21 protein-coding genes are annotated in these 26,307 nt (G+C 61.9%); 5 read left to right on the plus strand and 16 right to left on the minus strand.

The features are described 5' to 3' along the window. Position 1: 1 nt before the first annotated feature. The 10 genes from M6G53_RS07330 to purL form a co-directional block, all read right to left on the minus strand. Complete coding sequence (locus tag M6G53_RS07330; protein ID WP_253330158.1) at positions 2-1,030, minus strand: ABC transporter ATP-binding protein; 1,029 nt, start codon at positions 1,028-1,030, stop codon at positions 2-4. A 53-nt stretch (positions 1,031-1,083) separates the two neighbouring features. Next, positions 1,084-2,238: a putative ABC transporter substrate-binding protein YdcS gene (ydcS, locus tag M6G53_RS07335; RefSeq protein WP_253330160.1), complete on the minus strand. Its 1,155-nt coding sequence runs from the start codon at positions 2,236-2,238 to the stop codon at positions 1,084-1,086. A 73-nt stretch (positions 2,239-2,311) separates the two neighbouring features. Next, positions 2,312-3,775, minus strand: coding sequence for a gamma-aminobutyraldehyde dehydrogenase (locus M6G53_RS07340; RefSeq protein ID WP_253330162.1), 1,464 nt, complete (start codon positions 3,773-3,775; stop codon positions 2,312-2,314). Between the two features lie 115 nt (positions 3,776-3,890). Continuing rightward, a complete protein-coding gene (locus tag M6G53_RS07345) occupies positions 3,891-4,814 on the minus strand; it encodes a LysR substrate-binding domain-containing protein (RefSeq protein WP_038874511.1) in 924 nt (307 codons plus the stop codon). A 330-nt stretch (positions 4,815-5,144) separates the two neighbouring features. Next, entirely contained in the window at positions 5,145-5,483 is a 339-nt protein-coding gene (gene glnB, locus M6G53_RS07350) for a nitrogen regulatory protein P-II (RefSeq protein WP_004847623.1), read from the minus strand. Positions 5,484-5,494: 11 nt separating this feature from the next. Beyond that, positions 5,495-7,117: an NAD+ synthase gene (locus M6G53_RS07355; RefSeq protein ID WP_253330164.1), complete on the minus strand. Its 1,623-nt coding sequence runs from the start codon at positions 7,115-7,117 to the stop codon at positions 5,495-5,497. A 130-nt stretch (positions 7,118-7,247) separates the two neighbouring features. Beyond that, positions 7,248-8,588, minus strand: coding sequence for a two-component system response regulator GlrR (gene glrR, locus M6G53_RS07360; RefSeq protein WP_025303931.1), 1,341 nt, complete (start codon positions 8,586-8,588; stop codon positions 7,248-7,250). After that, entirely contained in the window at positions 8,585-9,457 is an 873-nt protein-coding gene (qseG, locus tag M6G53_RS07365; RefSeq protein ID WP_253330167.1) for a two-component system QseEF-associated lipoprotein QseG, read from the minus strand. Before qseG ends, glrR begins: the two co-directional genes overlap by 4 nt. Before the next feature lie 3 nt (positions 9,458-9,460). Continuing rightward, entirely contained in the window at positions 9,461-10,897 is a 1,437-nt protein-coding gene (locus M6G53_RS07370; protein WP_253330169.1) for a sensor histidine kinase, read from the minus strand. 886 nt (positions 10,898-11,783) lie between these two features. Then, a complete protein-coding gene (gene purL / locus M6G53_RS07375) occupies positions 11,784-15,677 on the minus strand; it encodes a phosphoribosylformylglycinamidine synthase (RefSeq protein WP_253330320.1) in 3,894 nt (1,297 codons plus the stop codon). Positions 15,678-15,952: 275 nt separating this feature from the next. Here purL and mltF point away from each other — a divergent pair, with 275 nt between their 5' ends. Beyond that, complete coding sequence (gene mltF, locus M6G53_RS07380) at positions 15,953-17,413, plus strand: membrane-bound lytic murein transglycosylase MltF (protein WP_084827256.1); 1,461 nt, start codon at positions 15,953-15,955, stop codon at positions 17,411-17,413. On the opposite strand, the gene tadA is transcribed toward mltF, so the two are convergent. Continuing rightward, on the minus strand, positions 17,414-17,920 hold the full coding sequence (gene tadA, locus M6G53_RS07385) for a tRNA adenosine(34) deaminase TadA (protein ID WP_142110398.1): 507 nt from the start codon (positions 17,918-17,920) through the stop codon (positions 17,414-17,416). A gap of 117 nt (positions 17,921-18,037) precedes the next feature. Here tadA and M6G53_RS07390 point away from each other — a divergent pair, with 117 nt between their 5' ends. Further along, complete coding sequence (locus tag M6G53_RS07390) at positions 18,038-19,090, plus strand: DUF2157 domain-containing protein (RefSeq protein ID WP_253330171.1); 1,053 nt, start codon at positions 18,038-18,040, stop codon at positions 19,088-19,090. Between the two features lie 51 nt (positions 19,091-19,141). On the opposite strand, the gene yfhb is transcribed toward M6G53_RS07390, so the two are convergent. The 3 genes from yfhb to murQ are packed head-to-tail and all read right to left on the minus strand — an operon-like array spanning position 19,142 to position 22,081. Continuing rightward, the gene (gene yfhb / locus M6G53_RS07395; RefSeq protein WP_253330173.1) at positions 19,142-19,798 is read right to left on the minus strand and encodes a phosphatidylglycerophosphatase C; all 657 of its coding nucleotides are present in this window, start codon (positions 19,796-19,798) and stop codon (positions 19,142-19,144) included. Positions 19,799-19,801: 3 nt separating this feature from the next. Continuing rightward, a complete protein-coding gene (locus M6G53_RS07400) occupies positions 19,802-21,169 on the minus strand; it encodes a PTS transporter subunit EIIC (protein WP_253330176.1) in 1,368 nt (455 codons plus the stop codon). Between the two features lie 18 nt (positions 21,170-21,187). Continuing rightward, the gene (gene murQ / locus M6G53_RS07405; protein WP_253330178.1) at positions 21,188-22,081 is read right to left on the minus strand and encodes an N-acetylmuramic acid 6-phosphate etherase; all 894 of its coding nucleotides are present in this window, start codon (positions 22,079-22,081) and stop codon (positions 21,188-21,190) included. 167 nt (positions 22,082-22,248) lie between these two features. Between murQ and M6G53_RS07410 the strand changes: the two genes are divergently transcribed. From M6G53_RS07410 to M6G53_RS07420, 3 genes are all read left to right on the plus strand, one after another. Further along, positions 22,249-23,097, plus strand: a complete 849-nt coding sequence (locus M6G53_RS07410) for a MurR/RpiR family transcriptional regulator (RefSeq protein ID WP_253330180.1) — start codon at positions 22,249-22,251, stop codon at positions 23,095-23,097. Positions 23,098-23,239: 142 nt separating this feature from the next. Beyond that, positions 23,240-24,784, plus strand: a complete 1,545-nt coding sequence (locus M6G53_RS07415; protein ID WP_253330182.1) for a phosphoethanolamine transferase family protein — start codon at positions 23,240-23,242, stop codon at positions 24,782-24,784. 91 nt (positions 24,785-24,875) lie between these two features. Next, the gene (locus M6G53_RS07420; protein ID WP_253330184.1) at positions 24,876-25,136 is read left to right on the plus strand and encodes a YfhL family 4Fe-4S dicluster ferredoxin; all 261 of its coding nucleotides are present in this window, start codon (positions 24,876-24,878) and stop codon (positions 25,134-25,136) included. 45 nt (positions 25,137-25,181) lie between these two features. Here the strand turns inward: M6G53_RS07420 and acpS are convergent, their stop codons facing one another. Both acpS and pdxJ read right to left on the minus strand, forming a co-directional pair. After that, positions 25,182-25,562, minus strand: a complete 381-nt coding sequence (acpS, locus tag M6G53_RS07425) for a holo-ACP synthase (RefSeq protein ID WP_019452319.1) — start codon at positions 25,560-25,562, stop codon at positions 25,182-25,184. Next, entirely contained in the window at positions 25,562-26,293 is a 732-nt protein-coding gene (gene pdxJ / locus M6G53_RS07430) for a pyridoxine 5'-phosphate synthase (protein WP_047730060.1), read from the minus strand. The genes acpS and pdxJ overlap by 1 nt, the downstream gene beginning before the upstream one ends. Between the last annotated feature and the right edge of the window lie 14 nt (positions 26,294-26,307).

Consider the following 26,307-nt stretch of genomic DNA (forward strand, 5'->3'; position numbering starts at 1 on the left):
CTCACCTCTCCTCCAGCAGCGGTACCATCGCCGCGCGCGGCCAGCAGGCGACGATCGGCTGGCCGATCTGCCGCTGTTGTCCTGCGGCGCTCCACTGCGGATTGGCCTGGCTGACCAGCAGCTTTTCGCCGCCGTTCAGCGCGATTTCATACCGCGTGGCCGCGCCCTGGTAATGGATTTCCTGCAGCGTGCCCTGCACCTGGATCTCGTCCTGCGCCGCGCCGCCGTGCTCCAGCAGGCGGATATGCTCCGGCCGGATCGAGAAGGTCCGGCTTTCGCCGAGCAGGCGCTGCGCCAGCTCGCTGCGCACCACGTTGGAGGTGCCGACGAACTCAGCGACGAACGGCGTCTTAGGCCGCATGTAAAGCTCGCGCGGCGTATCCACCTGTTCGATGCGGCCGTTATTGAACACCGCCACCCGATCGGACATCGACAGCGCTTCGCTTTGATCGTGGGTAACGAAGATAAAGGTGATGCCCAGCTGGCGCTGCAGCTTCTTCAGCTCGCCCTGCATCTGCTCGCGCAGCTTGAGATCCAGCGCGCCGAGCGGTTCGTCCAACAGCAGCACCCGCGGCCGATTGACCAGCGCGCGCGCCAACGCCACGCGCTGCCGCTGGCCGCCCGACAGGTGCGCCGGCTTGCGTTCGGCAACGAAACCGAGCGCCACGCTCTCCAGCGCCTCTTGCGCCCGCGCCAGCCGCTCGCGTTTGACGACGCCCTTCACCATCAGGCCATAGGCGACGTTTTCCAGCACCGACATGTGCGGGAACAGCGCGTAATCCTGAAACACGGTGTTCACGTCGCGCTGATACGGCGGCAGGTTGGCGGCTTCCTGGCCGTGGATGCGAATCGAGCCGGAAGTGAGCTGTTCAAAGCCGGCGATCAGGCGCAGGCAGGTGGTTTTGCCCGAGCCGGACGGCCCGAGCATGGAGAAGAATTCCCCGTCCTGAATGTCGATGGATACCCGATCCACGGCGCGAACATCGCCGAAAGTCCGCGAAACATCGATGAATTGCACGGCAATGGTCATTTTCTGTGCTCCATACTGATGTAATTCGGGCGCAGCGGGCTGCGCCCTGCGGCTTAGCGGCCGCCCATGATGGCGATGTAATCCTGGGTCCAGCGGCTGTACGGCACGAATTTGCCGCCCTGCGCCTGCGGCGTTTTCCAGAAGGCGATTTTGTCGAACTGGTTGAAGCCGTTGGTTTCGCAGCCCTTCTCACCCAGCAGCGCGCTGGCCTTGCAGCCCGCCGGTGAAGCCGGTACCGACCCGAACCAGGCCGCCACGTCGCCCTGCACCTTCGGCTCCAGCGACCAGTTCATCCACTGGTAGGCGCAGCTCGGGTGCTTGGCGTCGGTATGCAGCATGGTGGTGTCCGCCCAGCCGGTCACGCCCTCTTTCGGGAACACGGTGGCGATCGGCTGCCCCTCGCCCTTCAGGGCGTTGGCCTGATACGGCCAGGCGCTGGAGGCCACCACGCCTTCGTTTTTAAAGTCGCTCATCTGCACCGAGGTGTCGTGCCAGTAGCGGTGGATCAGCGCGTGCTGGCTGCGCAGCAGCTTCAGCGCCGCCTGATACTGCTCTTCGTTGAGCTGATAAGGATCGCCGATGCCGAGCTGCGGCTGGGTAGCCTTCAGGAACAGCGCCGCGTCGGCGATGTAGATCGGACCGTCGTAAGCCTGCACCCGACCCTGGTTGCTCTTGCCGTCCGGCAGGTTCTGCTGCTGGAAGATCACCGCCCAGCTGTCCGGCGGCGTCGGGAAGGTTTTGGTGTTGTACATCAGCAGGTTCGGCCCCCACTGGTACGGCGTGCCGTAGGTTTTGCCGTCCACGGTGTACCAGGCGCCGTTCAGCAGGCGTGGATCGATGTTCTTCCAGTTCGGGATCAGCGCGGTGTTGATCGGCTGCACCCGCTTGCCGAAGATCAGGCGCAGCGAGGCGTCGCCGGAGGCGGTCACCAGATCGTAGCCGCCCTTGGCCATCAGGCTGACCATTTCATCGGAGGTGGCGGCGGTCTTCACGTTCACCGCGCAGCCGGTTTGCTTTTCAAACTGGGTGACCCAGTCGTAGTTTTTGTCGGACTGGCCGCGTTCGATGTAGCCGGGCCAGGCGATGATATCCAGCCGGCCTTCGCCTTTGCCCAGCGACTGCGGCAGATCGGCCGCCTGAGCCAGGCCGCACAGCACGGTGAGACAGAGCGCGGAGACGGTGGTGGTGACTGCGGTAGTTTTTCTCATCGTAATTACCCCTGTGTTGCGTATCTGTGTGCGGCAGGGAACGGCTGCCGCCTGATTTTGCTTTATAGAACCGCTAGAAGCTGGCTTTGAACTTCGCCATTACGTGCCTGACAACGCTGTAATCCTGCAGTGAATCGCTGGACAGATCCTTGCCGTAGCCGGAGCGTTTCAGGCCGCCGTGCGGCATCTCGCTCGCCAAGGTGAAATGGGTGTTGATCCAGGTGCTGCCGTACTGCAGATGGGCGGCGATGTGCAGCGCCCGGTCGATATTTTGCGTCCACACCGACGAAGCCAGGCCGTATTCCGAGTCGTTGGCCCATGCCACCGCCTGCTCCAGATGCTCGAAGCGCGTGATGCTGACCACCGGGCCAAACACCTCGCGCTGCACGATTTCGTCGCTTTGCAGGCAGCCCGCCAACAGGGTCGGCTGGTAATAGAACCCCGGCCCGGAGTGAGCCGCGGCACCGGTAATCAATTCGATATGCGGTTGGCTGAGCGCGCGCTCGACGAAGCTGGCGACGCGATCGCGCTGGCGGCTACTTATCAACGGGCCGATCTCATTGTCCTGATCGCGCTTGCGGGCGAAGCGCAGGCTGGCGACCGCCTCGCCCAGCGCGTCCACCAGCTTGGGATAGATACCCGCCTGCGCATAGATGCGGCAGGCGGCAGTGCAGTCCTGGCCGGCGTTGTAATAGCCGTAGGTGCGAATGCCGTTGACCACCTCGTCGAGATCGGCGTCGTCGCAGACGATCACCGGCGCCTTGCCCCCCAGCTCCAGGTGGGTACGCTTGACGCTTTTGGCCGCCGCCTGAAGAATTTTTTGCCCGGTGACGATATCGCCGGTGACCGATACCAGCCGCACCTGCGGGTGCCCCACCAGCTGGCTGCCGACCCCTTCGCCGCCGCCGTAGACAATATTCAGCACGCCCGGCGGCAGGATCTCCTGCAGCGCCGGCACCAGCGCCAGAATGGTCAGCGGCGTATGTTCGGAGGGTTTAAACACCACGGTATTGCCCGCCGCCAGCGCCGGCGCGATCTTCCACGCCGCCATCATCAGCGGATAGTTCCAGGGGGCGATCGAGGCCACCACGCCGATCGGATCGCGGCGGATCATCGAGGTGTGGCCCGGCACATACTCGCCGGCCAGTTGCCCTTGCTGCGTGCGCACCGCGCCGGCAAAGAAGCGGAACACGTCGATCGCCGCCGGCAGATCGTCGTTGAGCGCCTGATGCAGCGGTTTGCCGCAGTTGAGGGCTTCCAGCTGCGCCAGCTGCGGCGCCTGCCGCTCGATGGCGTCGGCGATGCGCAGCAACAGAGCGGCTCGCTGGGCCGGCGTGGTGCGCGACCAGTGGCCGAACGCCTGCTGCGCGGCTTTCACCGCGCCGCCGACCTGCGCCGAAGAGGCTTCGCTCAGGACGATGAGCGTCTCGCCGTTGGCCGGATTGACGATGCACTCCTGCTGGCCTTCGCCGTCGACCATCTGACCGTTAATGAACTGCTGACAGGACAAACCTGAGAGAACCTGCACATCTGCCATCGCCTGACGCCCCTAAGTGACAAAAACGTTAACCAAATGTGAATAAGTTAGTTTTAATCAGCCTAAGCGAGCCTCTGGCGGGCAACAAATTCTAAATACTGAACGCCGCGTTCGATTAAATCGAATGCTTAAGCCCGGCGGCGTGTTTGCTGCCGTTCTCGCGCGCGATGGTCAGGAACGGCGTCACCAGCTCCGGCCGCGCGCTGCCGCGCCGCCACGCCAGCCCGATATCCAGCGGCTCCAGCAGATCGTCCAGCTTGCGCGCCTCGATCATGTTGCCCTCGAGCGACCAGGCGCGGTACGCCATGTCCGGCTGGATGGAGACCCCCATCCCCGCCGCCACCAGGCTGCGCACCGCCTCGGTCGAGGCGGTCTTCATGGCGATCTCCGGCTTCAGCCCGGCGCGCGACCAGATGCGCCGCGCGTGCACGTCCATTTCATCGGCGTTGAGCTGGATCAGCGGCTGTTTGGCCACGTCCGCCAGGCTGATGCTCTCGTGCTCCAGCAGCGGGTGCAGCGGCGGCAGCCACAGGCGATACGGCGAGTGCATCAGCACCTCGGTTTGCAGCGCGTCGCGGTCTTCGATGTTCGACAGGATCAGCACGCCGATGTCGATCTCGCCGCTGACCAGCAGATGCTCGATATACGGGCGTTCGTCTTCAACCACCTGCACGGTGACGTTGGGATAGGCCGATTTAAAGCGCGTGAGCAGCTCCACCAGGAAGTAGCCAGCCACCAGGCTGGTGACGCCGACGGTCAGTTTGCCGGTCAGGCTTTCGGTGCCGATCTGCAGGCTGCGCTTGGCGTTGTCCACCGTCGCCAGGATCAGATACGACTGGCGCAGGAACTGATGCCCCTGATGGGTCAGCGTCATGCCCTTGGCGTGGCGATCGAACAGCCGCACGCCGATCTCGGTTTCCAACTGCTGGATCGCCAGCGTCAGCGAAGACTGGGAGACAAACACCGCCTGGGCGCCGGCGGAGATCGACCCGGTTTCCGCCACCGCGATAAAGTGGCGGATTTGGCGTAACGTCATCATCCCCATCGCCTTTCAAGCCGCTGCGTTGTTGTCTGCGTGCGCTTACCCCAGTCACTTACTTGAGTAAGCTCCTGGGGATGCACGCCCTTGCCGCCTAGCCGCAACTTGAAATTCATTGGGGATCACCTCAATCAAGATAGTTAGATTGATTGTAGATCCCGCGAGAAAAGCGATCGGGAAAAGTATCAAAAACGCGATAGCGTTCGCTTTTTTAGAATGCCGACGAGCAAAAAGGGGAAACAGCGAGGCGAAGAAGCATGATGCGCGGGGGGGCAGAAATGACAAGGGCGCAGCACGCTGCGCCCTGATGGCCGATGACCCTGCGGAGGATCAGATCGCTTCTTCGTCCTGCTCGCCGGTACGGATACGCACCACGCGCGCCACGTCGAAGACGAAGATTTTGCCGTCGCCGATCTTGCCGGTCTGCGCGGTCTGCATGATGGTTTCCACGCAGGTGTCGACGATGTCGTCGGCAACCACGATCTCGATCTTCACCTTAGGCAGAAAATCGACCATGTACTCGGCACCGCGGTACAGCTCGGTGTGGCCCTTCTGGCGGCCGAAGCCTTTCACTTCGGTGACCGTCATGCCGGTGATGCCCACTTCGGCCAGCGCTTCGCGGACGTCATCCAGTTTGAACGGCTTGATAATCGCGTCGATCTTTTTCATCTTCTTTCCTTTTACCAATTTTTGCGGCCAAAACCGGATGTGATGGGGTAGCGGCGGTCTTTGCCGAAGTTACGGGCGGTGATGCGCGGCCCGACGGCGGCCTGACGCCGCTTGTATTCGTTGATGTCCACCAGGCGGATCACCTTGCGCACGATCGCTTCGTCGAACCCTTCGGCCACCAGATCGGCAACCGACTTGTCGCGCTCAACGTAGCCTTCCAGGATCGCGTCCAGGATATCGTACGGCGGCAGGCTGTCCTGATCGACCTGATCCGGCGCCAGCTCGGCGGACGGCGGACGATCGATCACCCGCTGCGGGATCACGTAGGAGACGGTGTTACGGTATTCGGACAGCTTGAACACCAGCGTTTTCGGCACGTCCTTCAGCACGTCGAAACCGCCGGCCATATCGCCGTACAGCGTGGCGTAACCCACCGCCATTTCGCTCTTGTTGCCGGTAGTCAACACGATGCTGCGGCGTTTGTTGGACAGCGCCATCAGCACCACCCCGCGGCAACGCGCCTGCAGGTTTTCTTCGGTAGTGTCGCGCTCGGTGCCGGCGAACATCGGCGACAGCTGGCCCATAAAGGCGTCGAACATCGGTTCGATGGAGACGATATCGAACTCCACGCCGAGGATTTCCGCCTCTTCCTTGGCGTCGGCGATGCTGATATCCGCGGTATAGCGGAACGGCATCATCAGCGCCTGCACCTTGTCTTTACCCAACGCATCCACGGCGATCGCCAGCGTCAGCGCCGAGTCGATGCCGCCGGACAGGCCCAGCACCGCACCTTTAAAGCCGTTTTTGGTCACGTAGTCGCGCACCGCCAGCACCAACGCCTGGTACACCTGCGCCAGCTGCGGGAGTTCAGCGGCCGGATCGGCCATCGGCACCACGGCCAGCTCGTTGAATTCCAGACGAGTCACCTGCTCGTCGAAGGCCGCCAGACGGTGGGTCATGGTGCCGGCGGCGTCGAATACCTTGGAGCAGCCGTCGAAGATCAGCTCATCCTGGCCGCCGACCTGATTGAGGTACACCAGCGGCAGCTGGGTGCGCTGGCAGTGGCCGGCCATCAGCGTTTTGCGGATATACGGCTTTTCGCGGTTATACGGCGAGGCGTTGATCGACAGGATAATTTCCGCGCCCGCCGCCCTGGCGGCGTCGATCGGCTCAGGGAACCACAGATCTTCGCAAATCAGCAGACCCAGACGGTAGCCTTTCAACTCCACCACGCAGGTGGCGTTGCCGGCGTGGAAATAGCGCTTCTCATCGAACACGCCGTAGTTCGGCAGCTGCTGCTTGAAGTAGCGGGTCAGCAGGCGGCCTTCGGCAAACAGCGACAGCGCGTTATACAGCTTGTCGCCCTCGCGCCACGGGTGGCCGACCAGGATCGCCGTCTCGGCGGAGGCCTGCTGCAGGCGCAGCAGCTGCGCGTCGCAGCGCTGATAGAAGTCGTTGCGATACAGCAGATCTTCCGGCGGGTAGCCGGACAGCGCCAGTTCGCTGAACATGACCAGATCGGCTCCCGCCTTCTGCTGCTCCTGCACGATTTGCAACATGCGTTCGGTGTTGCCTTCAATGTCGCCGACCAGCAGGTTCAGCTGGGCCAGGGCGATGGAAAGTGATCTGCTCATTTGTGTACGATCCCGCTTAATACGTTCCATGGTGCTCTGCGCCGGGGCGCGCCGCGGCAAAGAGAACGGAGTGTAAATCATTCCGCCGGATTTGTTGAGAACCTGCGTGGCAGGCGCCGGCGGGAAACTGTCATTCTTTAAAATCGTTGGCGTCCAGCTCGTGGCGCGACAGCAATTTGTAAAACTCGGTGCGGTTGCGGCCCGCCATGCGCGCGGCCTGGGTCACGTTGCCCTTGGTGATCTGCAGCAGCTTGCGCAGGTAGTGCAACTCGAACTGGTTGCGCGCTTCGGCGAAGGTCGGCAGCGCGGTGTTTTCCCCTTCCAACGCCTGCTCCACCAGCGCTTCGCTGATCACCGGCGCCGAGGTCAGCGCCACGCACTGTTCGATGACGTTGACCAGCTGACGCACGTTGCCCGGCCAGCTGGCGGTCATCAACCGCTTCATGGCGTCGGTCGAGAAGCTGCGCACGAACGGCTTGTGCCGCTGAGCCGCCTCGCGCAGCAGGTGATTGGCCAACAGCGGGATGTCTTCGGCACGTTCGTTGAGCGCCGGGATCTTCAGGTTCACCACGTTGAGGCGATAGTAGAGATCCTCGCGGAACTCGTTCTTCGCCATCGCCTTTTGCAGATCGCGGTGGGTGGCGGAAATGATGCGCACGTCAATGTCCAGATCGCGGTTGCTGCCCAGCGGCCGCACCTTGCGCTCCTGCAGCACGCGCAGCAACTTCACCTGCAGCGACAGCGGCATATCACCGATCTCGTCGAGGAACAGCGTGCCGCCCGCCGCCGCCTGGAACAGCCCTTCGCGGCTGCTGACCGCGCCGGTAAAGGCGCCCTTGGCGTGGCCGAACAGTTCGGACTCCAGCAGTTGCTCCGGCAGCGCGCCGCAGTTGATGGCGATGAACGCCTTGCCGGCGCGCGGGCTGGCCGCGTGAATAGCCTGCGCCACCACTTCTTTGCCGGTGCCGCTCTGGCCGTTGATCAAGACGCTGACGTCGGACTGCGCCACCATTTTCACCTGCTCCAGCAGGCGCAGCATCAGCGGGCTGCGGGTGACGATATCTTCGCGCCAGGCCTCGTCGCCGGCCGGGGTGGCCGACAGCGCGAGCGCCTCGTCGATGGCCTTGTACAGCGCATCGCGATCCACCGGTTTGGTCAGGAAGCTGAATACCCCCTGCTGGGTGGCGGCTACCGCATCGGGAATCGAACCGTGCGCGGTGAGAATGATCACCGGCATGCCCGGCTGATGCTTTTGGATCTCGGCGAACAGCGCCATGCCGTCCATCTCGTCCATTCGCAGATCGCTGATCACCAGATCGATCTGTTCGCGCGCCAGCAGGCGCAGCGCTTCCTGGCCACTTTCGGCGGTGGTGACGTGAAAACCTTCACTGGTCAGACGCATGCCCAGCAGTTTCAGCAGGCTGGGATCGTCGTCAACCAAGAGCAGATTGGCCGGTTTGCGTGCGGTCATTGCGCGTGGGACTCCTTATTGGCAGGGTGCGGCGTATAGGTGTCTTCCGGTTCAACCGGCAGCGCGGTGCCCTTTTCCGATTCGTCCTGCGGCTCGGTCCCTTTGGCGGCCGCGCCATTTTTACCGGCGGCTTCGCCCTTTTGCTGGCCCGCGCCGTTTTCCTGGATTTCCCCTTGCAGCTGCTTGCGCGACGAGAGCTGGCGCTCGATGTCGGTCAGGTTTTCCAGCTTGCGCGAGGTGTCCTGCAGCTGCGACTGCAAGCGCGCCTGGTTCTGGCGCAGCGAATCGATCTGACTGTCGCTGCTCTCCTGCAGATGCTGATAGCGCGCTTTCTCATCGAACAGCGTGATCTGCAGCAGCTGCTGCTGGCGCCACAGCTGCGTCAGCGGACGCAGCGAGCCGGGGAACTCCATCCGGTAGCTGTTGATACGGTCAATCATCTGGCGGCGTTCGCCGGAGGTCGGCTGCGCACTGCCCAGCAGGATGCTCTGTTTGAAAACGCCGGACCAGCTGTCGCCAGGCACCGTTTTCGCCAGCGCGCGCGCCTGGGTCGAGCCGATGCGATCGGCGCAATCCATCGCGCGCAGCCAGTAGAGCGCGTTATCCAGCGCGTCCTTATCGTCCAACTGCCACAGGGTATCGCAAGCCGCGGTGCGGTAATCGATCACCTTGCTATCCGGGATCGCCTCTTGCTGCTGAGGGTTCAAACCGCCGCTGACGGCGCGATCGACGCAGCCCGCCAGCAACAGCGGCATAAAGAAGACGGCGCCCAACCAGCTGATCGGGCGTTTGCCGAGCGGCGCTCTGTGCGTGGCACGCGGTGAACGTTCGGTCTGTGAAAGACGAAGGCGTTTAGACCATGTGTACATTATTTATTCATTCTCGGCGGTTAACGGCAGTTCAATGCGGAAGCAGACGTCTGCACCGGCGACCGTCGCCAGTTGCAGCTCACCGCGCATGCGACGGATACAGTCCTGAGCGATGCTCAACCCCAGTCCGCTTCCTTTTACCGCCCCTTTTCGCTGGTGACTACCCTGGAAAAAAGGCTCGAAAATCATGGCTCTTTCAGCTTCGGGGATCGGCGTGCCGGTATTGGCGACGTCGATTTGCACCCGTTGCCCAACCTGACGGCTGCGGATCCAAATGTTACCGGATTCCTTGCCGTAGTGCACCGCATTGGAGTAGAGATTATCCAGCACGCGCATTAATAGCGTAGGCTCTGCCCAGCAGATTTCCGCTTCCAGCGTAATTTCGGTGGAAATCATCTTCGCCCGCGCCGGCAAACTGTGCGCGGCAACCACCAAATCGACCATTTCGCGTAGCGCGACGTTCTCGTGTTCCGCCGGGCCATCGGCCAGTTTGCGGTTGTAATCCAACAGCTGTTCAATCAGCTGCTGCAAATGGCGGCTGCTGTTGTCGAGGATCGCCACCACCTCTTTCTGATCGGAAGTCAGCGGCCCCGCCACCTCGTCGGCCAGCAGTTCGGTGCCTTCGCGCATGCTGGCCAGCGGCGTTTTCAGCTCGTGCGAAATATGGCGCAAGAACTCGTGGCGCTGCGACTCCAGCCACGCCAGGCGCTCGCTCAGCCAGATAATGCGCTGCGCCAGCGAACGCAGCTCGCGCGGCCCTTTGAACGAGGCAGTGCTGCCCAGCGCACGCCCTTCCCCCAGGCGGTTGATCATCCGCTCCACGGCCTTGACCGGCCCGATGATCATGCGGGTGAACAGTACCACCAGCAGCACGCTGACCAGGAACAGCAGCAGCGCCTGCCAGCCGAAGAACTGGCCCCGCTCGGCGATGGCCTGCTGCAGCTGCTGGCCACGTGAGTACACGACCGCGCGCGTGGCCTGCACCATTTCGGCATTGGAACGCGAAAATGACTCGAGCAAAGCGGAAGCGTCTTTATCCGGCCCGCTGTTTTGGCATTTGATCGCCGCCAGCTGGGTCAGCAACTGGCGCAGCGTTTGGTAATAGCGCTCATCCGGCAGGATCGGCGCATGGGCGTCCAGCATCTGCGAATACTGCTTGCGTTGGTTCTGGTACAGCTTCTGCAGCGTAGGATCGACCAGCACGCAATATTGACGATAGCTGCGCTCCATCTCCAGCGCTACGCTGGTCATCGCCTCGCTGCGCCGCGCGTCCACCAGCGTGGTGCGGTTGATGTCCGCCGCCTGCGCGCTGAGGTGATCCAGGCTCTGGTAGGCCTGATAGGCCAACACCAGCAGCGGCAGCAGCACCAACAGGAACGCCAGCAGCACCAATTGCCGCAGCGAACGGGGGAATAAACGCCATTTTTTCAACGAAATCATCTCATTCTCTCAGCTCTGTTACGATGCTAACTGACTCGCCGGAAAGAGAAAAGCCCGGCAAGAGAGAATCCTGAACGCACAAGGAAAAAGCCGTGGGATCGGCGAACCGCGCCCATCGGCCTGGCCTGCCGACAGCACGCGGCCTCGGCAACATCAACCGATACGCAAGCGAGAATGTGGGAATAGCGTCTGCGTTCGCGGGCATAAGCAACGAAATGGGGGATAAGCGCAGCATTGAGAATTGACGCCGGGGCAAGCAGTTTGCCCCGCCGCAAGGAAAGTGTGGATGCCCTTGAATCTCGTCCCCAGGGTGATGTAGCGCAGCGGCTGGCATCGAACAGGACGAATAGCATCCGTAAGTATCCAGGATTGATGAACCCTTCATCACAGTTGGATACAGGCGGTGCCTCACTCCACGTGTCGCCCGATGCTTGATAAAGCCGTTTGCACGGTCTGTTATCGGTTTGGTTGGACGATAGGCACCATTTCTTTGGCATCATTCGGAGGCTTATGAGGCGATTTGCCGCTAATTGCGGCGCCGTCATAAAAAGGTGAATGAGCAGCCGCCGAGAATAATGCACGTTGCGTGCCAACTTTGCAATAAAAATCATAATCAATTGATTTTATTTAAAAATAAACAAAAAACAACAATTTCCCTTACCCATTACGCAGCGATGAGCAATGAAAAAAACGCCGCATTGTCGCCAAATGCAGACAACTAAAGCCAAACCCGCTTACTATCAATAAAATCAAACAGTTAAATGTCTCCATTTGGAGACAGAGAAAATGGCGGTTGTCGCAAAATGCAGACACTGCCGCCGGGCGGCGAACGCCGGCCATAAAAAAGGGCGCAATTGCTTGCGCCCTCTGTCCCGTAGCAGCCGTTTTAGCCCAGCTGCTTACGGGCGTTGCGGAACATGCGCATCCACGGGCTGTCCTCGCCCCACTCTTCCGGGTGCCAGGAGTTGCTGACGGTGCGGAACACGCGTTCCGGGTGCGGCATCATCACCGTGGCACGCCCGCTGGCGCTGGTCACGGCGGTAATGCCGTTCGGCGATCCGTTCGGGTTGGCCGGGTAGGCTTCCGTCACCTGACCGGCGTTGTTGACGAAGCGCAGCGCCACCAGGCCGTGGCTTTCCAGCGCCGCCAGATGCGCCGCATCGCGCACTTCGACATGCCCTTCACCGTGGGAAACGGCGATTGGCATGCGCGAACCGGTCATGCCCTGCAGGAACAGCGACGGGCTGGCCGCCACTTCCACCAGGCTGAAGCGCGCCTCGAAGCGATCCGACAGGTTGCGCACGAAGCGCGGCCAGTGTTCTGCCCCCGGGATCAGCTCGCGCAGGTTGGACATCATCTGGCAACCGTTGCACACGCCCAGCGCCAGCGTCTGCGGACGGTGGAAGAACGCTTCGAACTCGTCGCGTACCCGCTCGTTGAACAGGATAGACTTCGCCCAGCCTTCGCCGGCGCCCAGCACGTCGCCGTAAGAGAAGCCGCCGCAGGCCACCAGCGTGTGGAAGTCCTGCAGATCGCGGCGCCCTGCCAGCAGATCGCTCATGTGCACGTCCACCGCGTCAAAGCCGGCGCGGTGGAACGCCGCCGCCATTTCAACGTGGGAGTTCACCCCCTGCTCGCGCAGCACCGCCACTTTCGGGCGAGCGCCCTTGGCGATGTACGGCGCGGCGATGTCTTCCTCCGGTGCGAAGGTCAGTTTCACGTTCAGGCCGGGATCTTGTTCATCCTGCTTGGCCTGATGTTCCTGATCGGCGCACGCCGGGTTATCGCGCAGGCGCTGCATCTGCCAGGTAGTTTCCGCCCACCAGGTGCGCAGCGTATTGCGGCTTTCGCTGTACAGCGCCTTGCCGTGTTGGGTGATGACGAAACGATCGCCGGCCTGCACGCTGCCGATGTGATGCACATTGTCGGTCAGGCCGTGCTGCGCGAACGCCTGCTTCACGTCGTCGAGACGTTCGGCGCTCACCTGGATCACCGCGCCCAGCTCTTCGTTGAACAGCACCGCCAGCGCATCGTCGCCGAGGCCGTCGAGATTGACGTCCACGCCGCAGTGACCGGCGAAGGCCATCTCCGCCAGCGTCACCAGCAGGCCGCCGTCGGCGCGGTCGTGGTAAGCCAGCAGCGCCTGATCGGCCACCAGCTGCTGCATGGCGTTGAAGAAGCCCGCCAGCTGCGCAACGTTGCGCACGTCGGCCGGTTTGTCGCCCAGTTGGCGGTAAACCTGCGCCAGCGCGGTAGCACCCAGCGCGTTATGGCCGTTGCCCAGGTCGATCAACAGCAGCGCGCTGTCGCCCTTATCGGTGCGCAGCTGCGGCGTCACGGTGTGGCGCACGTCCTCCACGCGGGCGAAGGCGGTGATGACCAGCGACAGCGGCGAGGTCATTTCGCGCTGTTCGTTGCCTTCCTGCCAGCGGGTCTTCATCGACATGGAGTCTTTGCCCACCGGGATGGTGATGCCCAGCGCCGGGCACAGTTCTTCACCCACCGCTTTCACCGCTTCGTACAGGCCGGCGTCTTCGCCCGGGTGGCCGGCGGCGGCCATCCAGTTGGCGGACAGCTTCACGCGCTTCAGGCTGCCGATCTCGGTGGCCGCCAGGTTGGTCAGCGCTTCCCCGACCGCCAGGCGGCCGGAGGCGGCGAAGTCCAGCAGCGCCACCGGCGCACGTTCGCCGAGCGACATCGCTTCGCCGTAATAGCTGTCCAGGCTGGCGGTGGTCACCGCGCAGTCGGCTACCGGGATCTGCCACGGGCCGACCATCTGATCGCGCGCTACCATGCCGGTAACGGTGCGATCGCCGATGGTGATCAGGAAGGTTTTCTCCGCCACGGCCGGCAGATGCAGCACGCGTTTCACCGCGTCGGCCAACGTGATGTTTTCACGCTGCACCGCCTGGCCACGCGCCTGCAGACGGGTCACGTCGCGGGTCATCTTCGGCGTCTTGCCGAGCAGCACGTCCAGCGGCATGTCGATCGGCTGGTTGTCGAAGTGGCGGTCGTTCAACGTCAGGTGCTGTTCTTCGGTCGCTTCACCGATCACCGCGTAAGGTGCACGCTCGCGGCGGCAGATCTCGTCGAACTGCGCCATCTGCGCCGGGGCGATCGCCATCACATAACGTTCCTGCGATTCGTTGCACCACACTTCCAGCGGGCTCATGCCCGGCTCGTCGTTGAGGATGTCGCGCAGCTCGAAGCGGCCGCCGCGGCCGCCGTCGCTCACCAGCTCCGGCATGGCGTTGGACAGGCCGCCGGCGCCGACGTCATGAATAAACAGGATCGGGTTGTGGTCGCCCAGCTGCCAGCAGCGGTCGATCACTTCCTGACAGCGGCGCTCCATTTCCGGGTTGTCGCGCTGCACCGAAGCGAAGTCCAGATCGGCATCGGACTGGCCGGAAGCCATCGACGAGGCCGCGCCGCCGCCCAGGCCGATATTCATCGCCGGGCCGCCCAGCACCACCAGCTTGGCGCCGACGGTGATTTCCCCTTTCTGCACGTGATCGGCGCGGATGTTGCCGATACCGCCCGCCAGCATGATCGGTTTGTGGTAGCCGCGCAGCTCAACGCCGTTGTGGCTGTTGACGCGCTCTTCATAGGTACGGAAGTAGCCCAGCAGCGCCGGACGACCGAATTCGTTGTTGAACGCCGCGCCGCCCAGCGGGCCTTCGGTCATGATATCCAGCGCGGTGACGATGCGTTCCGGCTTGCCGAAATCCTGCTCCCACGGCTGTTCAAAGCCGGGAATACGCAGGTTGGACACCGAGAAGCCCACCAGGCCGGCTTTCGGCTTGGCGCCGCGGCCGGTAGCCCCCTCGTCGCGGATCTCGCCGCCGGAGCCGGTCGCGGCGCCCGGCCACGGCGAGATCGCCGTCGGGTGGTTGTGGGTTTCTACCTTCATCAGGATGTGCGCGTCTTCCTGATGGTAGTCGTAGGTGCCGTTGTCCGGCGCAGCGAAGAAGCGGCCGACCTGCGAACCTTCCATCACCGCGGCGTTATCTTTATACGCCGACAGCACGTAGTCCGGCGTCTGCTCATAGGTGTTCTTGATCATCTTGAACAGCGATTTAGGCTGCTGTTCGCCGTCGATGATCCAATCGGCGTTGAAAATCTTGTGGCGACAGTGCTCGGAGTTGGCCTGCGCGAACATATAAAGTTCGATATCCGTCGGGTTGCGCCCCAAACCGGTAAAGGCATTCAGCAGGTAGTCGATCTCGTCCTGCGCCAGCGCCAGGCCGAGCCGGACGTTGGCCTGCTCCAGCGCGGTGCGCCCTGCGCCCAGCACGTCGACCGACTGATACGGCGCCGGCTGATGGTGCGCGAACAGCTGTTCGGCCTGTTGCAGCTCGCTGAAGACGGTTTCCATCATGCGATCGTGCAGCAGCGCGGCGAGCTGGCGCCACTGGGTCTCCGTCAGCTCGGGCGCCTTGACGTAGAACGCCAGGCCGCGCTCCAGGCGCACCACCTGCTGCAGACCGCAGTTGTGGGCGATGTCGGTGGCTTTGGAAGACCAGGGAGAAATGGTGCCCGGGCGCGGCGTGACCAGCAGCAACCGGCCTTCAGGGGCATGTTCGGCGAGAGAAGGGCCGTACTTGAGCAGCCGCTGAAGTTTGGCGTGTTCTTCGGCACTGAGCGGTGCGCTAACATCGGCAAAGTGGACGTACTCGGCGTAGATATCACTGACGGGCAGGTGGGCGTCCTGGCAGCGGGACAGCAGTTTGGTAATGCGAAAAGCCGACAAAGCGGGCGAACCACGCAGAATTTCCATAATCAAAGTTCTCTCGTCTTCGAAGCGACGGATAAGACGCTTCATTGGGCGCAACAGGGGAAAACGCGCGCCATTATAGAGAATCCTCGCCGCCGACGAAACCGTTTGCGTAGGGATTATTGATAAAAGCGTGCCGCACCGTCGAATTGTCATAACGTGTCAATAAAGTTGCACACTGGCGTTTTGTTGCGCAAAATGCCCCCCGCACTGGTGATTTAACCATGAGAAAAGTCGCGGTTGTCGTCACCGGTGTACCTGTGCCACCACTGGATAACTATTTGAAACGTCTTAAAATAAACTACATCCTCATCGGCGTTGTCACCCTGCTTCTGGCTCTCGCGCTGTGGCCCAATATCACCTGGCGCAGCGGCCAGGGCGGGCAACTCCAGGAGATCATTTCCCGCGGCGAGTTGCGTATCAGCACGCTGAATTCACCGCTGACCTATTTCAACACCAAGCAAGGGCCGGGTGGGCTCGACTACGAACTGGCGAAGCGCTTCGCCAACTACCTCGGGGTGAAGCTGGTGGTGATCCCCCATCAGAACATCAATGACCTGTTCGACGATCTGGACGATGACGACGCCGACCTGCTGGCGGCGGGCCTTATCTACAACCAGGAACGCCTCAGCCGCGCGCGTACCGGCCCGGCCTACTACTCCGTTTCCCAACAGCTGGTGTACCGGCTGGGCACCCCGCGGCCGAAAAACTTCGCCGACATTAAAGGCAAGCTGGCGGTCGCCTCCGGTTCCGCGCACGTCAGCACGCTAAAACAGCTCAAGCAGGACAAATACCCGGATCTCGCCTGGGAGTCCTCCAGCGATCTCACCTCCAAAGAGCTGCTGGAGCGGGTAGCCGACGGCAAGCTGGACTACACCCTCGGCGATTCGGTGACCATCGCGCTGCTGCAGCGCATCCATCCGCAGCTGGCGGTGGCGTTCGACGTCACCGACGAGGAACCGGTCACCTGGTACCTCAAACGCGACGGCGACGACAGCCTGTACGCGGCGATGCTGGACTTCTACAGCCAGATGGTGGACGACGGCACCCTGGCGCGGCTCGAAGAGAAATACCTCGGCCACGTCGGCAGCTTCGACTATGTGGACACCAAAACCTTCCTGTCAGCCATCGATTCGGTGCTGCCCAACTTCCGCCCGCTGTTCGAGAAGCACGCCAACGAGATCGACTGGAAGCTGCTGGCGGCCATCGCCTATCAGGAATCGCACTGGAATCCGCAGGCTACCTCGCCCACCGGCGTGCGCGGCCTGATGATGCTGACCCGCGCCACCGCCGACGGTCTGGGCGTCAACGATCGCCTCGATCCGGAAGAGAGCATTCAGGGCGGCGCACTCTACCTGCAGCGGCTGATGGCCAAGGTGCCGGACAGCGTGCCGGAAGACGAGCGTATCTGGTTCTCGCTGGCGGCCTACAATATGGGCTGGGGCCACATGCTGGACGCGCGCAAGCTGACCAAGACGCAAAAAGGCAACCCGGACAGCTGGGTCGACGTCAAACAGCGCCTGCCGATGCTCAGCCAGAAGCGCTACTACCCGCAGCTGACCTACGGCTATGCGCGCGGGCGTGAAGCCTACAACTATGTAGAAAACATCCGCCGCTACCAGGTCAGCCTGGTAGGCTATCTGCAGGAAAAAGAGAGAAAGGCGGCGCAAGCGGCCGCCGAGCAGGAAGCGTTGGGGAAAGGCTACCCGACGGTGATGCCGGAACTGGCGCTCAACTACTGATTACTGCGGCTTATCCGCCGCCCGCTGCGCCAGTCTGAGCGCTTTTTTCTGTTCGCGGCGCAGGCGGAAGAAATTGCTCAGGGTGGCGGCGCATTCGTCCGCCAGCACGCCCGAGACGATCTCCACCTGATGGTTCATGCCCGGATGGCGCAGAATGTCCACCAGCGAACCGGCCGCGCCGGTTTTCTCGTCGGCGGCGCCATACACCAACCGGCGGATACGGCTGTGCACCATCGCACCGGCGCACATCACGCACGGCTCCAGCGTGACGTACAGCGTAGCGTTCAGCAGGCGGTAATTTTGCAGCACCGCGCCGCCCTGGCGCAGCGCCATGATCTCGGCGTGTGCGGTAGGATCGTGTCGGCCGATCGGGCGGTTCCAGCCCTCACCGATGACCTGATTGTCCAGCACCAGCAGCGCACCCACCGGCACCTCGCCCTCTTCCTGCGCGCGCAGGGCCAGCTGCAATGCCTGACGCATCCAGTACTCATCGTTATATTCAGTCATCGCATAATTCCTCGTGCGCTTTTGCGGCGGGCATTATACACACTAGCCTCCCTTTGTCGTAGCCGCCCGCCAATGGCTATACTGGCCGAATCAGCGTGTAATTCAGGGACAAGAAGCATGAAACTCAGTAAAAAGAACGCCACCGTGGTGCGCAAGGCGCTGGACGGCTGGGTGGGAGAAGGCGCCTTGACGCCCGAACAACGGCAGCAACTGCTGCAGCATGTGGCCGTGCAGCCTTTCGACTGGCGGCGGCTGGCGCGCTATGCGTTTCTCGCCGCGCTGGCCTCGCTGCTGATCGCCGTCACCAGCCTGTTCGCCGACAGCGCACTGCTTGCGTGGCTCAGCACGCTGTTCCGCTTCGACGCGCCGGTACGTATGGCGATCGCCGGCGTACTGGCGGCGCTGGCCTACGTCTGGGCGCTGCGCCGCCGCCAGCGCCACCCGGAAAAACGCTACGGCAACGAGGCGGCGCTGTTTGTCGCCGTGTTGCTTACCGCCTGCGCCTTATGGCAGCTGGGGGTCTGGCTGGATAACGGCAGCGGCCGGGTTTCCGTACTGCTGCTGTTCGCCGCGCTGCTGTACGGCGCGATCGGCTGGTTCAGCCGCTCCGGGCTGGTGTGGTGGTTCGCCCTGCTGTCGCTCGGCAACGCCTTCGGCGCCGAGACCGGCTACCTGTCCGGCTGGGGCGCCTACTGGCTCGGCATGAGCTACCCGATTCGCTTTATCGCCTTTGGTGCGGTGCTGATCGCCGCCGCACTGCTGCTGCGGCCGCTGTTGGCGCAGCGCGGCCTGCAGCGGGTGTCGCTGGCGATGGGCCTGCTGTACCTGTTTATCGCCCTGTGGCTGCTGTCTATCTTCGGCAACTACGGCGATCTCGACAGCTGGTACAACGCGCGCCAGATAGAGCTGTTCCACTGGAGCCTGCTGTTCGGGCTGGCCGCCCTCGCCGCCATCTGGCTGGGGTTGAAGCATGACGACGCCATGCTGCGCGGCTTCGGGCTGACCTTCCTCGGCATTAACCTTTACACCCGTCTGTTCGAGTTTTTCTGGGACAGCATGCCGAAGGCGGTTTTCTTCGTGCTGCTCGGCCTGAGCCTGTGGGCGCTGGGGCATTATGCGGAGAAGATTTGGCAGCTGGGGCGCAAGCCGCACGACGTGACCGACGACTGATCGCGCTGCCGATAGATAAAAGCAGAAAGGGCGGGATCCTCCGCCCTTGGTTTATTCCAGCTGCTGCAGCTCGCCCTGCTTGCTTACCCGCCAGCGGTGCTCGCAAAAGAACAGCAGCGGATTATCCTGCTTGCTGTCGCTGTAACCGCTGTACAGCTTCAGCGGCGCACCGAGCCGCTGCTCCAGCTGCACCACTTTCTGCGCCCCCAGGCAGCGCAGGGTCAAGACCCAGCCGCCGCAGCGGCGCGTGATGCGGCTGCCGATCAACCGCACCTGCGGCAGAAAAGCCGAATCGCGATACACCTGCTCCACCAGCCGTTCCGGCGAGCCGGTAATCAGCCACACCTCGGCATCGTGCTCCTCCAGGTACTGCCGCAGCCGCATTTGCACCACCGGAAACGCGGTCACCTTCTGGCGAAAGGCCTCGATAAACTGCCGCTCCAGCGCCTTTAGCGTCGTTTCGGAACGCCCGAAAGTGATCGCCCACAGCAGCAGGCTCATCGGCCAACGCGCGGCTCGCCCCAGCAGCAGCAGCGCCAGACCGATCGGCAGCAGTAGCGGTATCACCAGCAACAGGTTCAGCGGTAAGCGGCGCAGCAGAAAACGCAAAAAACTGCCGAACATATCCTCCTGATGCAGGGTGCCGTCCAGATCGAAAAAGACCACGCGGCGCCCCTCTGCGGCCGGTTGTTGCTGCTTGTCGCTCAAACGCTACTCCTCGGGATCGTTGAACCCCATCATCCAGGTGAAGAGAAAACCGGCGATAATCGTAATCAGCATCCCCGCCAGATACAACATCACCTTACCTGAGACGATGGTCAACGCCAAAGGCAGCCCCGAAATGCCGAAGGTGATCACCGTCGCCACCTTCCAGTAACTGATCAGCGCACCGCCGACCGCACCGCCGAGGCAGGCGCCGATAAACGGCCGGCCCAGCGGCAACGTCACCCCGAAGATCAGCGGCTCGCCGATGCCGAGAATACCGACCGGCAGCGCCCCTTTAATCACCTTCTTCAGGCGCGCGTTGCGGGTTTTCAACAGCACAGCCAGCGCCGCCCCTACCTGGCCGACGCCGGCCATCGCCAGGATCGGCAGCAGCGGGTTGGAACCGTGCGCCTGCACCAGCTCGACGTGGATCGGCACCAGCCCCTGGTGCAGGCCGGAAAGCACCAGCGGCAGAAACAGCCCCGAGAGCAGTGCTCCCACCAGCAATCCGCCCTTGTCGATCGCCAGATTGGCACCGTGGGCGATGGCGTCGGAGATAATACCGCCGATCGGCTGCAGAATCAGGATCGCTAACGAGGCGGTAACCAGCGTGGTCAGCAGCGGGTTAAGGATCAGCTCGACCGACTCCGGCAGCAGCGTGCGCAGACGTTTCTCTATCCAGCACATCAACGCCACCACCAGCAGCACGGCGATCACCCCGCCGCGCCCCGGCTGCAGCGCCTCGCCGAACAAGGTGATCTGCGCCAGCGCCGGGCTGGAGAGAATGCCGGCCATGACGCCGCCCATCGCCTGTGAGCCGCCGAATACCCGCGCGGCGTTGACCCCGACCAAAATGTTCATGATGGCGAACACCGCGCTGCCGAAGATCGCCAGCAGCCCCAGCACGTTCGGGTAGTCCACCGCCAGCTGGCCGGCGATGTCGGGCCGCTTCAGCAGGTTGATGATGCCGGTGATCAGGCCCGAGGCAATAAACGCCGGGATCAGCGGAATAAAGACATCGGCCAGCTTTTTCAGCGCGCCACTCATCGGCGCAGCGTATTTTTGCTTGGCCTGCGCCTTGGTGCGGGCGGTGTCGCCGACGACGGCAATGGGCTGCGCGTTACCGCTCAGCAACCGGCGCATGGCGTCCACCACCTTGGCGGCGGCGCCCGGGCCGACGATAAACTGATGCTGCTCCCCCTGTTTGATATAGCCCTTCACGCCGGGCAGCTGCCTAAGGGCGGCCAGATCCAGACGCTGCTCGTCGCTGACCTCGACGCGCACTCGCGTCATGCAGTTCTCCAGCTTGAGGATATTGCCCTCGCCCCCCACGCCCGCCAGGATCTGTGTCGCCAATGCCGTTGTCTTGTCCATCGCCGCCCCCAGTGTGGATTAACGCGCCAGCGCCGCGCGCAGGTAGCCGTCGTGCCGCTGCAACCGCTGCTGCGCCTCTTCGGCGCTGACACCGGCTAAAATCATCAGGATCGCCGGTTTGACTTCGAAGCCGGTCTGCGCCAGCGCCGCTTCCGCCTGAGCGCGTTCAGCGCCGGTGGCCTCCATCACAATGCGGCAGGCGCGATCCACCAGTTTGACGTTGGTGGCCTTCACGTCCACCATCAGGTTCTGGTAGACCTTGCCCAGCTTGACCATTGCGCCGGTCGACAGCATGTTGAGCACCAGCTTCTGCGCAGTGCCGGATTTCAGGCGCGTCGAGCCGGTCAGCGCCTCCGGCCCCACCACCGGCGAGATCGCCACCTGCGCTTCATGCGCGATCGGCGAGTCCGGGTTGCAGGAGATAGCCGCCGTCGGGCAGCCCAGCCCGCGCGCATAGCGCAGCGCACCGATCACATAAGGCGTGCGCCCGGAGGCCGCCAGCCCCACCACCATATCGACGGCGGTGAGGTTCAGCGCCCGGAGATCGGCTTCGCCCAGGGCCTCATCGTCTTCCGCCCCTTCTACCGCCTTGAGCAGCGCACCCGGCCCGCCGGCGATCAGCCCCACCACCACGCCGTGCGGCACGCCGAAGGTGGGCGGGCACTCGGAGGCATCCAGCACGCCCAGGCGGCCGCTGGTGCCGGCGCCCAAATAAATCAGCCGCCCACCGGCCTTTAACGCCGCCGCCGCCAAGTCGACCGCCTGCGCGATCGCCGGCAACACCTTTTCGATCGCCTCCGGCACCTTGCGGTCTTCCTGGTTAAAGCAGCGGACCATCTCCAGCGTCGACATCTCATCCAGCCCCATGGTGGCCGGGTTGCGGGTTTCCGATACCAGTGCGCCTAAGTTCATCAGTTCACCTTTGAATTTTTAATTCACAAAATTAAATTAATATTTGAATATTTTATTCAACAAAGCGAGCGCTATTTGCTATTTTAACGACGAGCTCACAAAAATTTTCACCGCGCGTTTTCGCCGCCTGCGTGGCAAAATGGCCGCTGGTTTCCAGGGAAAGATCAATGAGTACCCTTCTGCGCATTCGCCAGATGTATCCGACACTGGCGCAAAACGACCGCAAGCTGGCGGATTTTTTGCTGAACAACGCCGAGCAGGCGCGCCATCTCAGCTCGCAAAAGCTGGCCCAGCTGGCCGGCATCAGCCAGTCGAGCGTGGTCAAGTTCGCCCAAAAGCTGGGTTATAAAGGCTTTCCGGCGCTGAAGCTGGCGTTGAGCGAGACGCTGGCCCAGCCGCAGGCCGAACCGGTAGTGACCGTTCACAACCACATCCTCAGCAGCGACACGCTGAAAATCGTCGGTGAAAAACTGCTGGCGGAAAAGCAGGCGGCGCTGCGCGCGACGCTGGACATCAACAGCGAAGAGCGGCTGCATCAGGCGCTGGACATGCTGCGCCAGGCGCGCCGGGTCATGCTGATCGGCATCGGCGCTTCGGGACTGGTGGCCAAGGATTTTTCCTTCAAGCTGCTGAAAATCGGCGTGATGGCGGTGGCCGAAGCGGACATGCACGTTCAGCTGGCGGCGGTGCAGGCGCTGGACAAACGCGATCTGCTGCTGGCTATCTCCTTCAGCGGCGAACGGCGTGAAATCAATCTGGCGGCGGAAGAGGCGCGCCAGGCCGGCGCCAGGGTGCTGGCGCTAACCAGCTTCTCTCCCAACGGCCTGCAGCAGCGCGCGGACCACTGCCTCTATACCATCGCCGAAGAGCCCCGCACCCGCAGCGCGGCCATCTCCTCCAGCACGGCCCAGTACGCCCTTACCGACCTGCTGTTTATGGCGCTGATCCAGCACGATCTCGATCATGCCCGCGATCGCATCAAACACAGCGAACAGTTAATGAAAAAGCTGGTTTGAGGCGTATAATGGCGGCCGATAAAACGCCGCCGGTTCAATTATTTCCCTTTTCTGCATTCGAAAAATAATGTGCGGGCGGTAATTGCTCATTTATCAATCAATAAATGAGTGGGCAAGAACAGCATTATTTGACGATACCATAATGAATACACACACAGTTATTTTAGATAAGTTACGGCACTCCGTGACTCATCCGCTTCTGCGCACCTTTTTATTTTATTTCATCACCGCTCTGATATTAATCAAAGCGATGGGATACGGCGGTGGAAAAGGCATTGATATTCTTTTTATTGCGCTTACCTTGCTATTATTATCTGCCCATTCGCTTACCCGTTACGGCCTGATCATTCCTTTTATTCTGCTGTGCGCGCTGTATGCACCGGTTGGGGCCATTTACGGTTCCCCGTCAGTGGCAGTAGTGTCCGCCCTGCTGCAAACCAACCGCGCTGAAGCGAGCGAGTTTTTGCATGCCCTTCCGGCCAGCTGTTATCTGCTGCCCACCGTGATATTTATCATGCTTATTATTTTGAAAAGGTTTATTTGGCAAAAAGCCCTACCCCAAAAAGCCATATTATCTTTGCTGGCGCTATTTGCGGTTATCGTCATCACCAGAATCTTCAGCGGCAGCTTGGTCAAGCTTAAGTTACCTGACTTCTTTTTATCCACTTATTCCGCTTACCACCAATACCATCGGCAGATTGATGAATTAAACACCGGCGTTTCAGCACCGGGCGCTTGGTCAGTCACCGCCGGCGCACCGAAGAATGAATACTATGTCATTATCGTCGGCGAAAGTATGCGCAGGGATCACATGTCCCTGTTTGGTTATCCGATACCCACTACGCCTTTTCTTGATCGCGCTAAAGGACGGTTTTACAGCAATTATATTTCCACCGCGCCGAATACCTTCGAATCGCTCCCCCGCACGCTGGCGTTAAGCAACGGCCGCAACATTGCCCTCGGAGATAATATCATCACCCTGGCAAAAGCCGCCGGCCTCAAAACTCACTGGTTGTCCAACCAAGGGATGCTCGGGCAATTCGATACGCCGGTATCAAAAATCGCGATGTTCAGCGATAGCCATTACTTCCTGAAAAAAGGCGACTTCCAATCACGCAGCACCAATGATGATGCGCTGCTGCCGATATTTCACCAATTATTAAGCCACCAGAAGCAAGGCAACCTGTATGTGCTGCATCTGATGGGCTCGCACGCCGACTTTTGTGAGCGGCTCGGCGACGAGCCACCAAGCGTCGAGTCGTCGAATAAGGAGCTGGCCTGCTATCTCTCCACCTATCGCAAAACCGACCATTTTATCGAGCAGGTTTATCACAGTCTGAAACAGACCGGCGCGCCGTTTAAACTGTTCTATTTCTCCGATCACGGACTTTCCCATAAGGATATCGGCGGCACGCGTTCTCTGCGCCACGGCAGTGATACCCGGCAGAATTATCAGGTGCCGCTGCTGGTGCTGAGCGATCGCGACCAACAGCATCAGGTCATTGATGCCCCCTTGAGCGCTTTTGATTTTATCGGGCTATTTGCTCAAGCAACGGGGATACGGGTTGCCCATCCGGAGGTAATGCCCACGACGCGCATGGCGAATGCAGACAAACGCTGGGTGTTTGACGGGCAGAGGATGGTTGATTTCGATCAGTTGGCCGACGACCCGCCTGAGTTACCCTAAGCGGCAAGATGACGAAAAAACGCCCGCCGCGCAGCGATTCTATGATAGATTGCGCGCCAGCCCGAGCACACCGATGGAAAGATAACTGACAATGGCACTGCTGATTACCAAGAAATGCATCAACTGCGACATGTGCGAGCCGGAATGCCCGAACCAGGCGATTTCGATGGGCGATGAGATTTATCAGATCGATACCGATCGCTGCACCGAGTGCGTTGGCCATTACGATACGCCGACCTGCCAACAGGTCTGCCCGATCGACAACACCATCATCACCGATCCGCAGCATTGCGAGACCAACGAACAGCTGTGGGACAAATTCGTGGTGTTGCACCACGCCGATCGCATTTAATCCGCCGCAGGACAGACAAGGGCGCCACAGGCGCCCTTTCTCTTTTCAGCTTTCGACGATCACCGTCGCGCAGGCATAGCGCCGTTCGTCGGCCAGCGAAACGTGGATCGCGGCAACGCCCATCTCCCCCGCCAGCTCGGCGGCGCGGCCGTGCAAACGAATATTCGGCTTGCCCAACGCATCGTTGAACACTTCGAACTGATTGAACGCCAGGCCGTTGCGGATGCCGGTGCCGAACGCCTTGGCGGCGGCCTCTTTCACGGCGAAACGTTTGGCCAGAAAGCGAATCGGCTGCTGGTGCTGCTGATACAGCGCCCATTCGGCGTCGCTCAGCACCCGGCGCGCCAGACGATCGCCGCTGCGCTCCACCACCGCTTCGATACGCGCCATCTCGACGATGTCGGTACCCAGCCCGAGCACCGCCATTACCGGCGCGCTTCCCGCATCAGCACTTTCATGTCGGCAACCGCGGCCGGCAGCCCGCACATCACCGCCTGACCGATAATCGCGTGGCCGATGTTCAGCTCGTGCATTTCCGGCAGCGCGGCGATCGGCTGCACGTTATGATAAGTCAGGCCGTGGCCGGCGTTGACCTTCAGCCCCTTCTCGGCCGCGTAGGCGGCGGCTACCGCGATGCGGCGCAGCTCGGCCTGTACCGCCAGCTCGCCCTGCGCTTCGGCGTAGGCGCCGGTGTGGATCTCGATATAAGGAGCGCCCACCGCCACCGCCGCGTCGATCTGGCGATGATCGGGATCGATGAACAGCGAGACCAAAATGCCCGCCTGCGCCAGGCGCTCAACCGCCACGCTCATTTTGTCCAGTTGGCCGGCGACGTCCAGGCCGCCTTCGGTGGTCACTTCTTCGCGTTTTTCCGGCACCAGGCAGCAGAAATGCGGCTTCAGCTCAATGGCGATGTCCAGCATCTCGTCGGTCACCGCCATCTCCAGATTCATGCGCGTCTGGATAGTCTGGCGCAGCAGGCGCACGTCGCGGTCGGTGATGTGGCGACGGTCTTCGCGCAGATGCACGGTAATGCCGTCGGCCCCCGCCTGTTCGGCAATGAATGCCGCCTGAACCGGATCCGGGTATTGGGTTCCGCGCGCGTTACGTAACGTGGCGATGTGATCGATATTGACGCCCAGCAACAAATCAGCCATGACAACCTCTAAAT

Origin of the sequence: Serratia nevei (assembly GCF_024160145.1) — a bacterium.
GTDB classification, from domain to species: Bacteria; Pseudomonadota; Gammaproteobacteria; order Enterobacterales; family Enterobacteriaceae; genus Serratia; species Serratia nevei_A.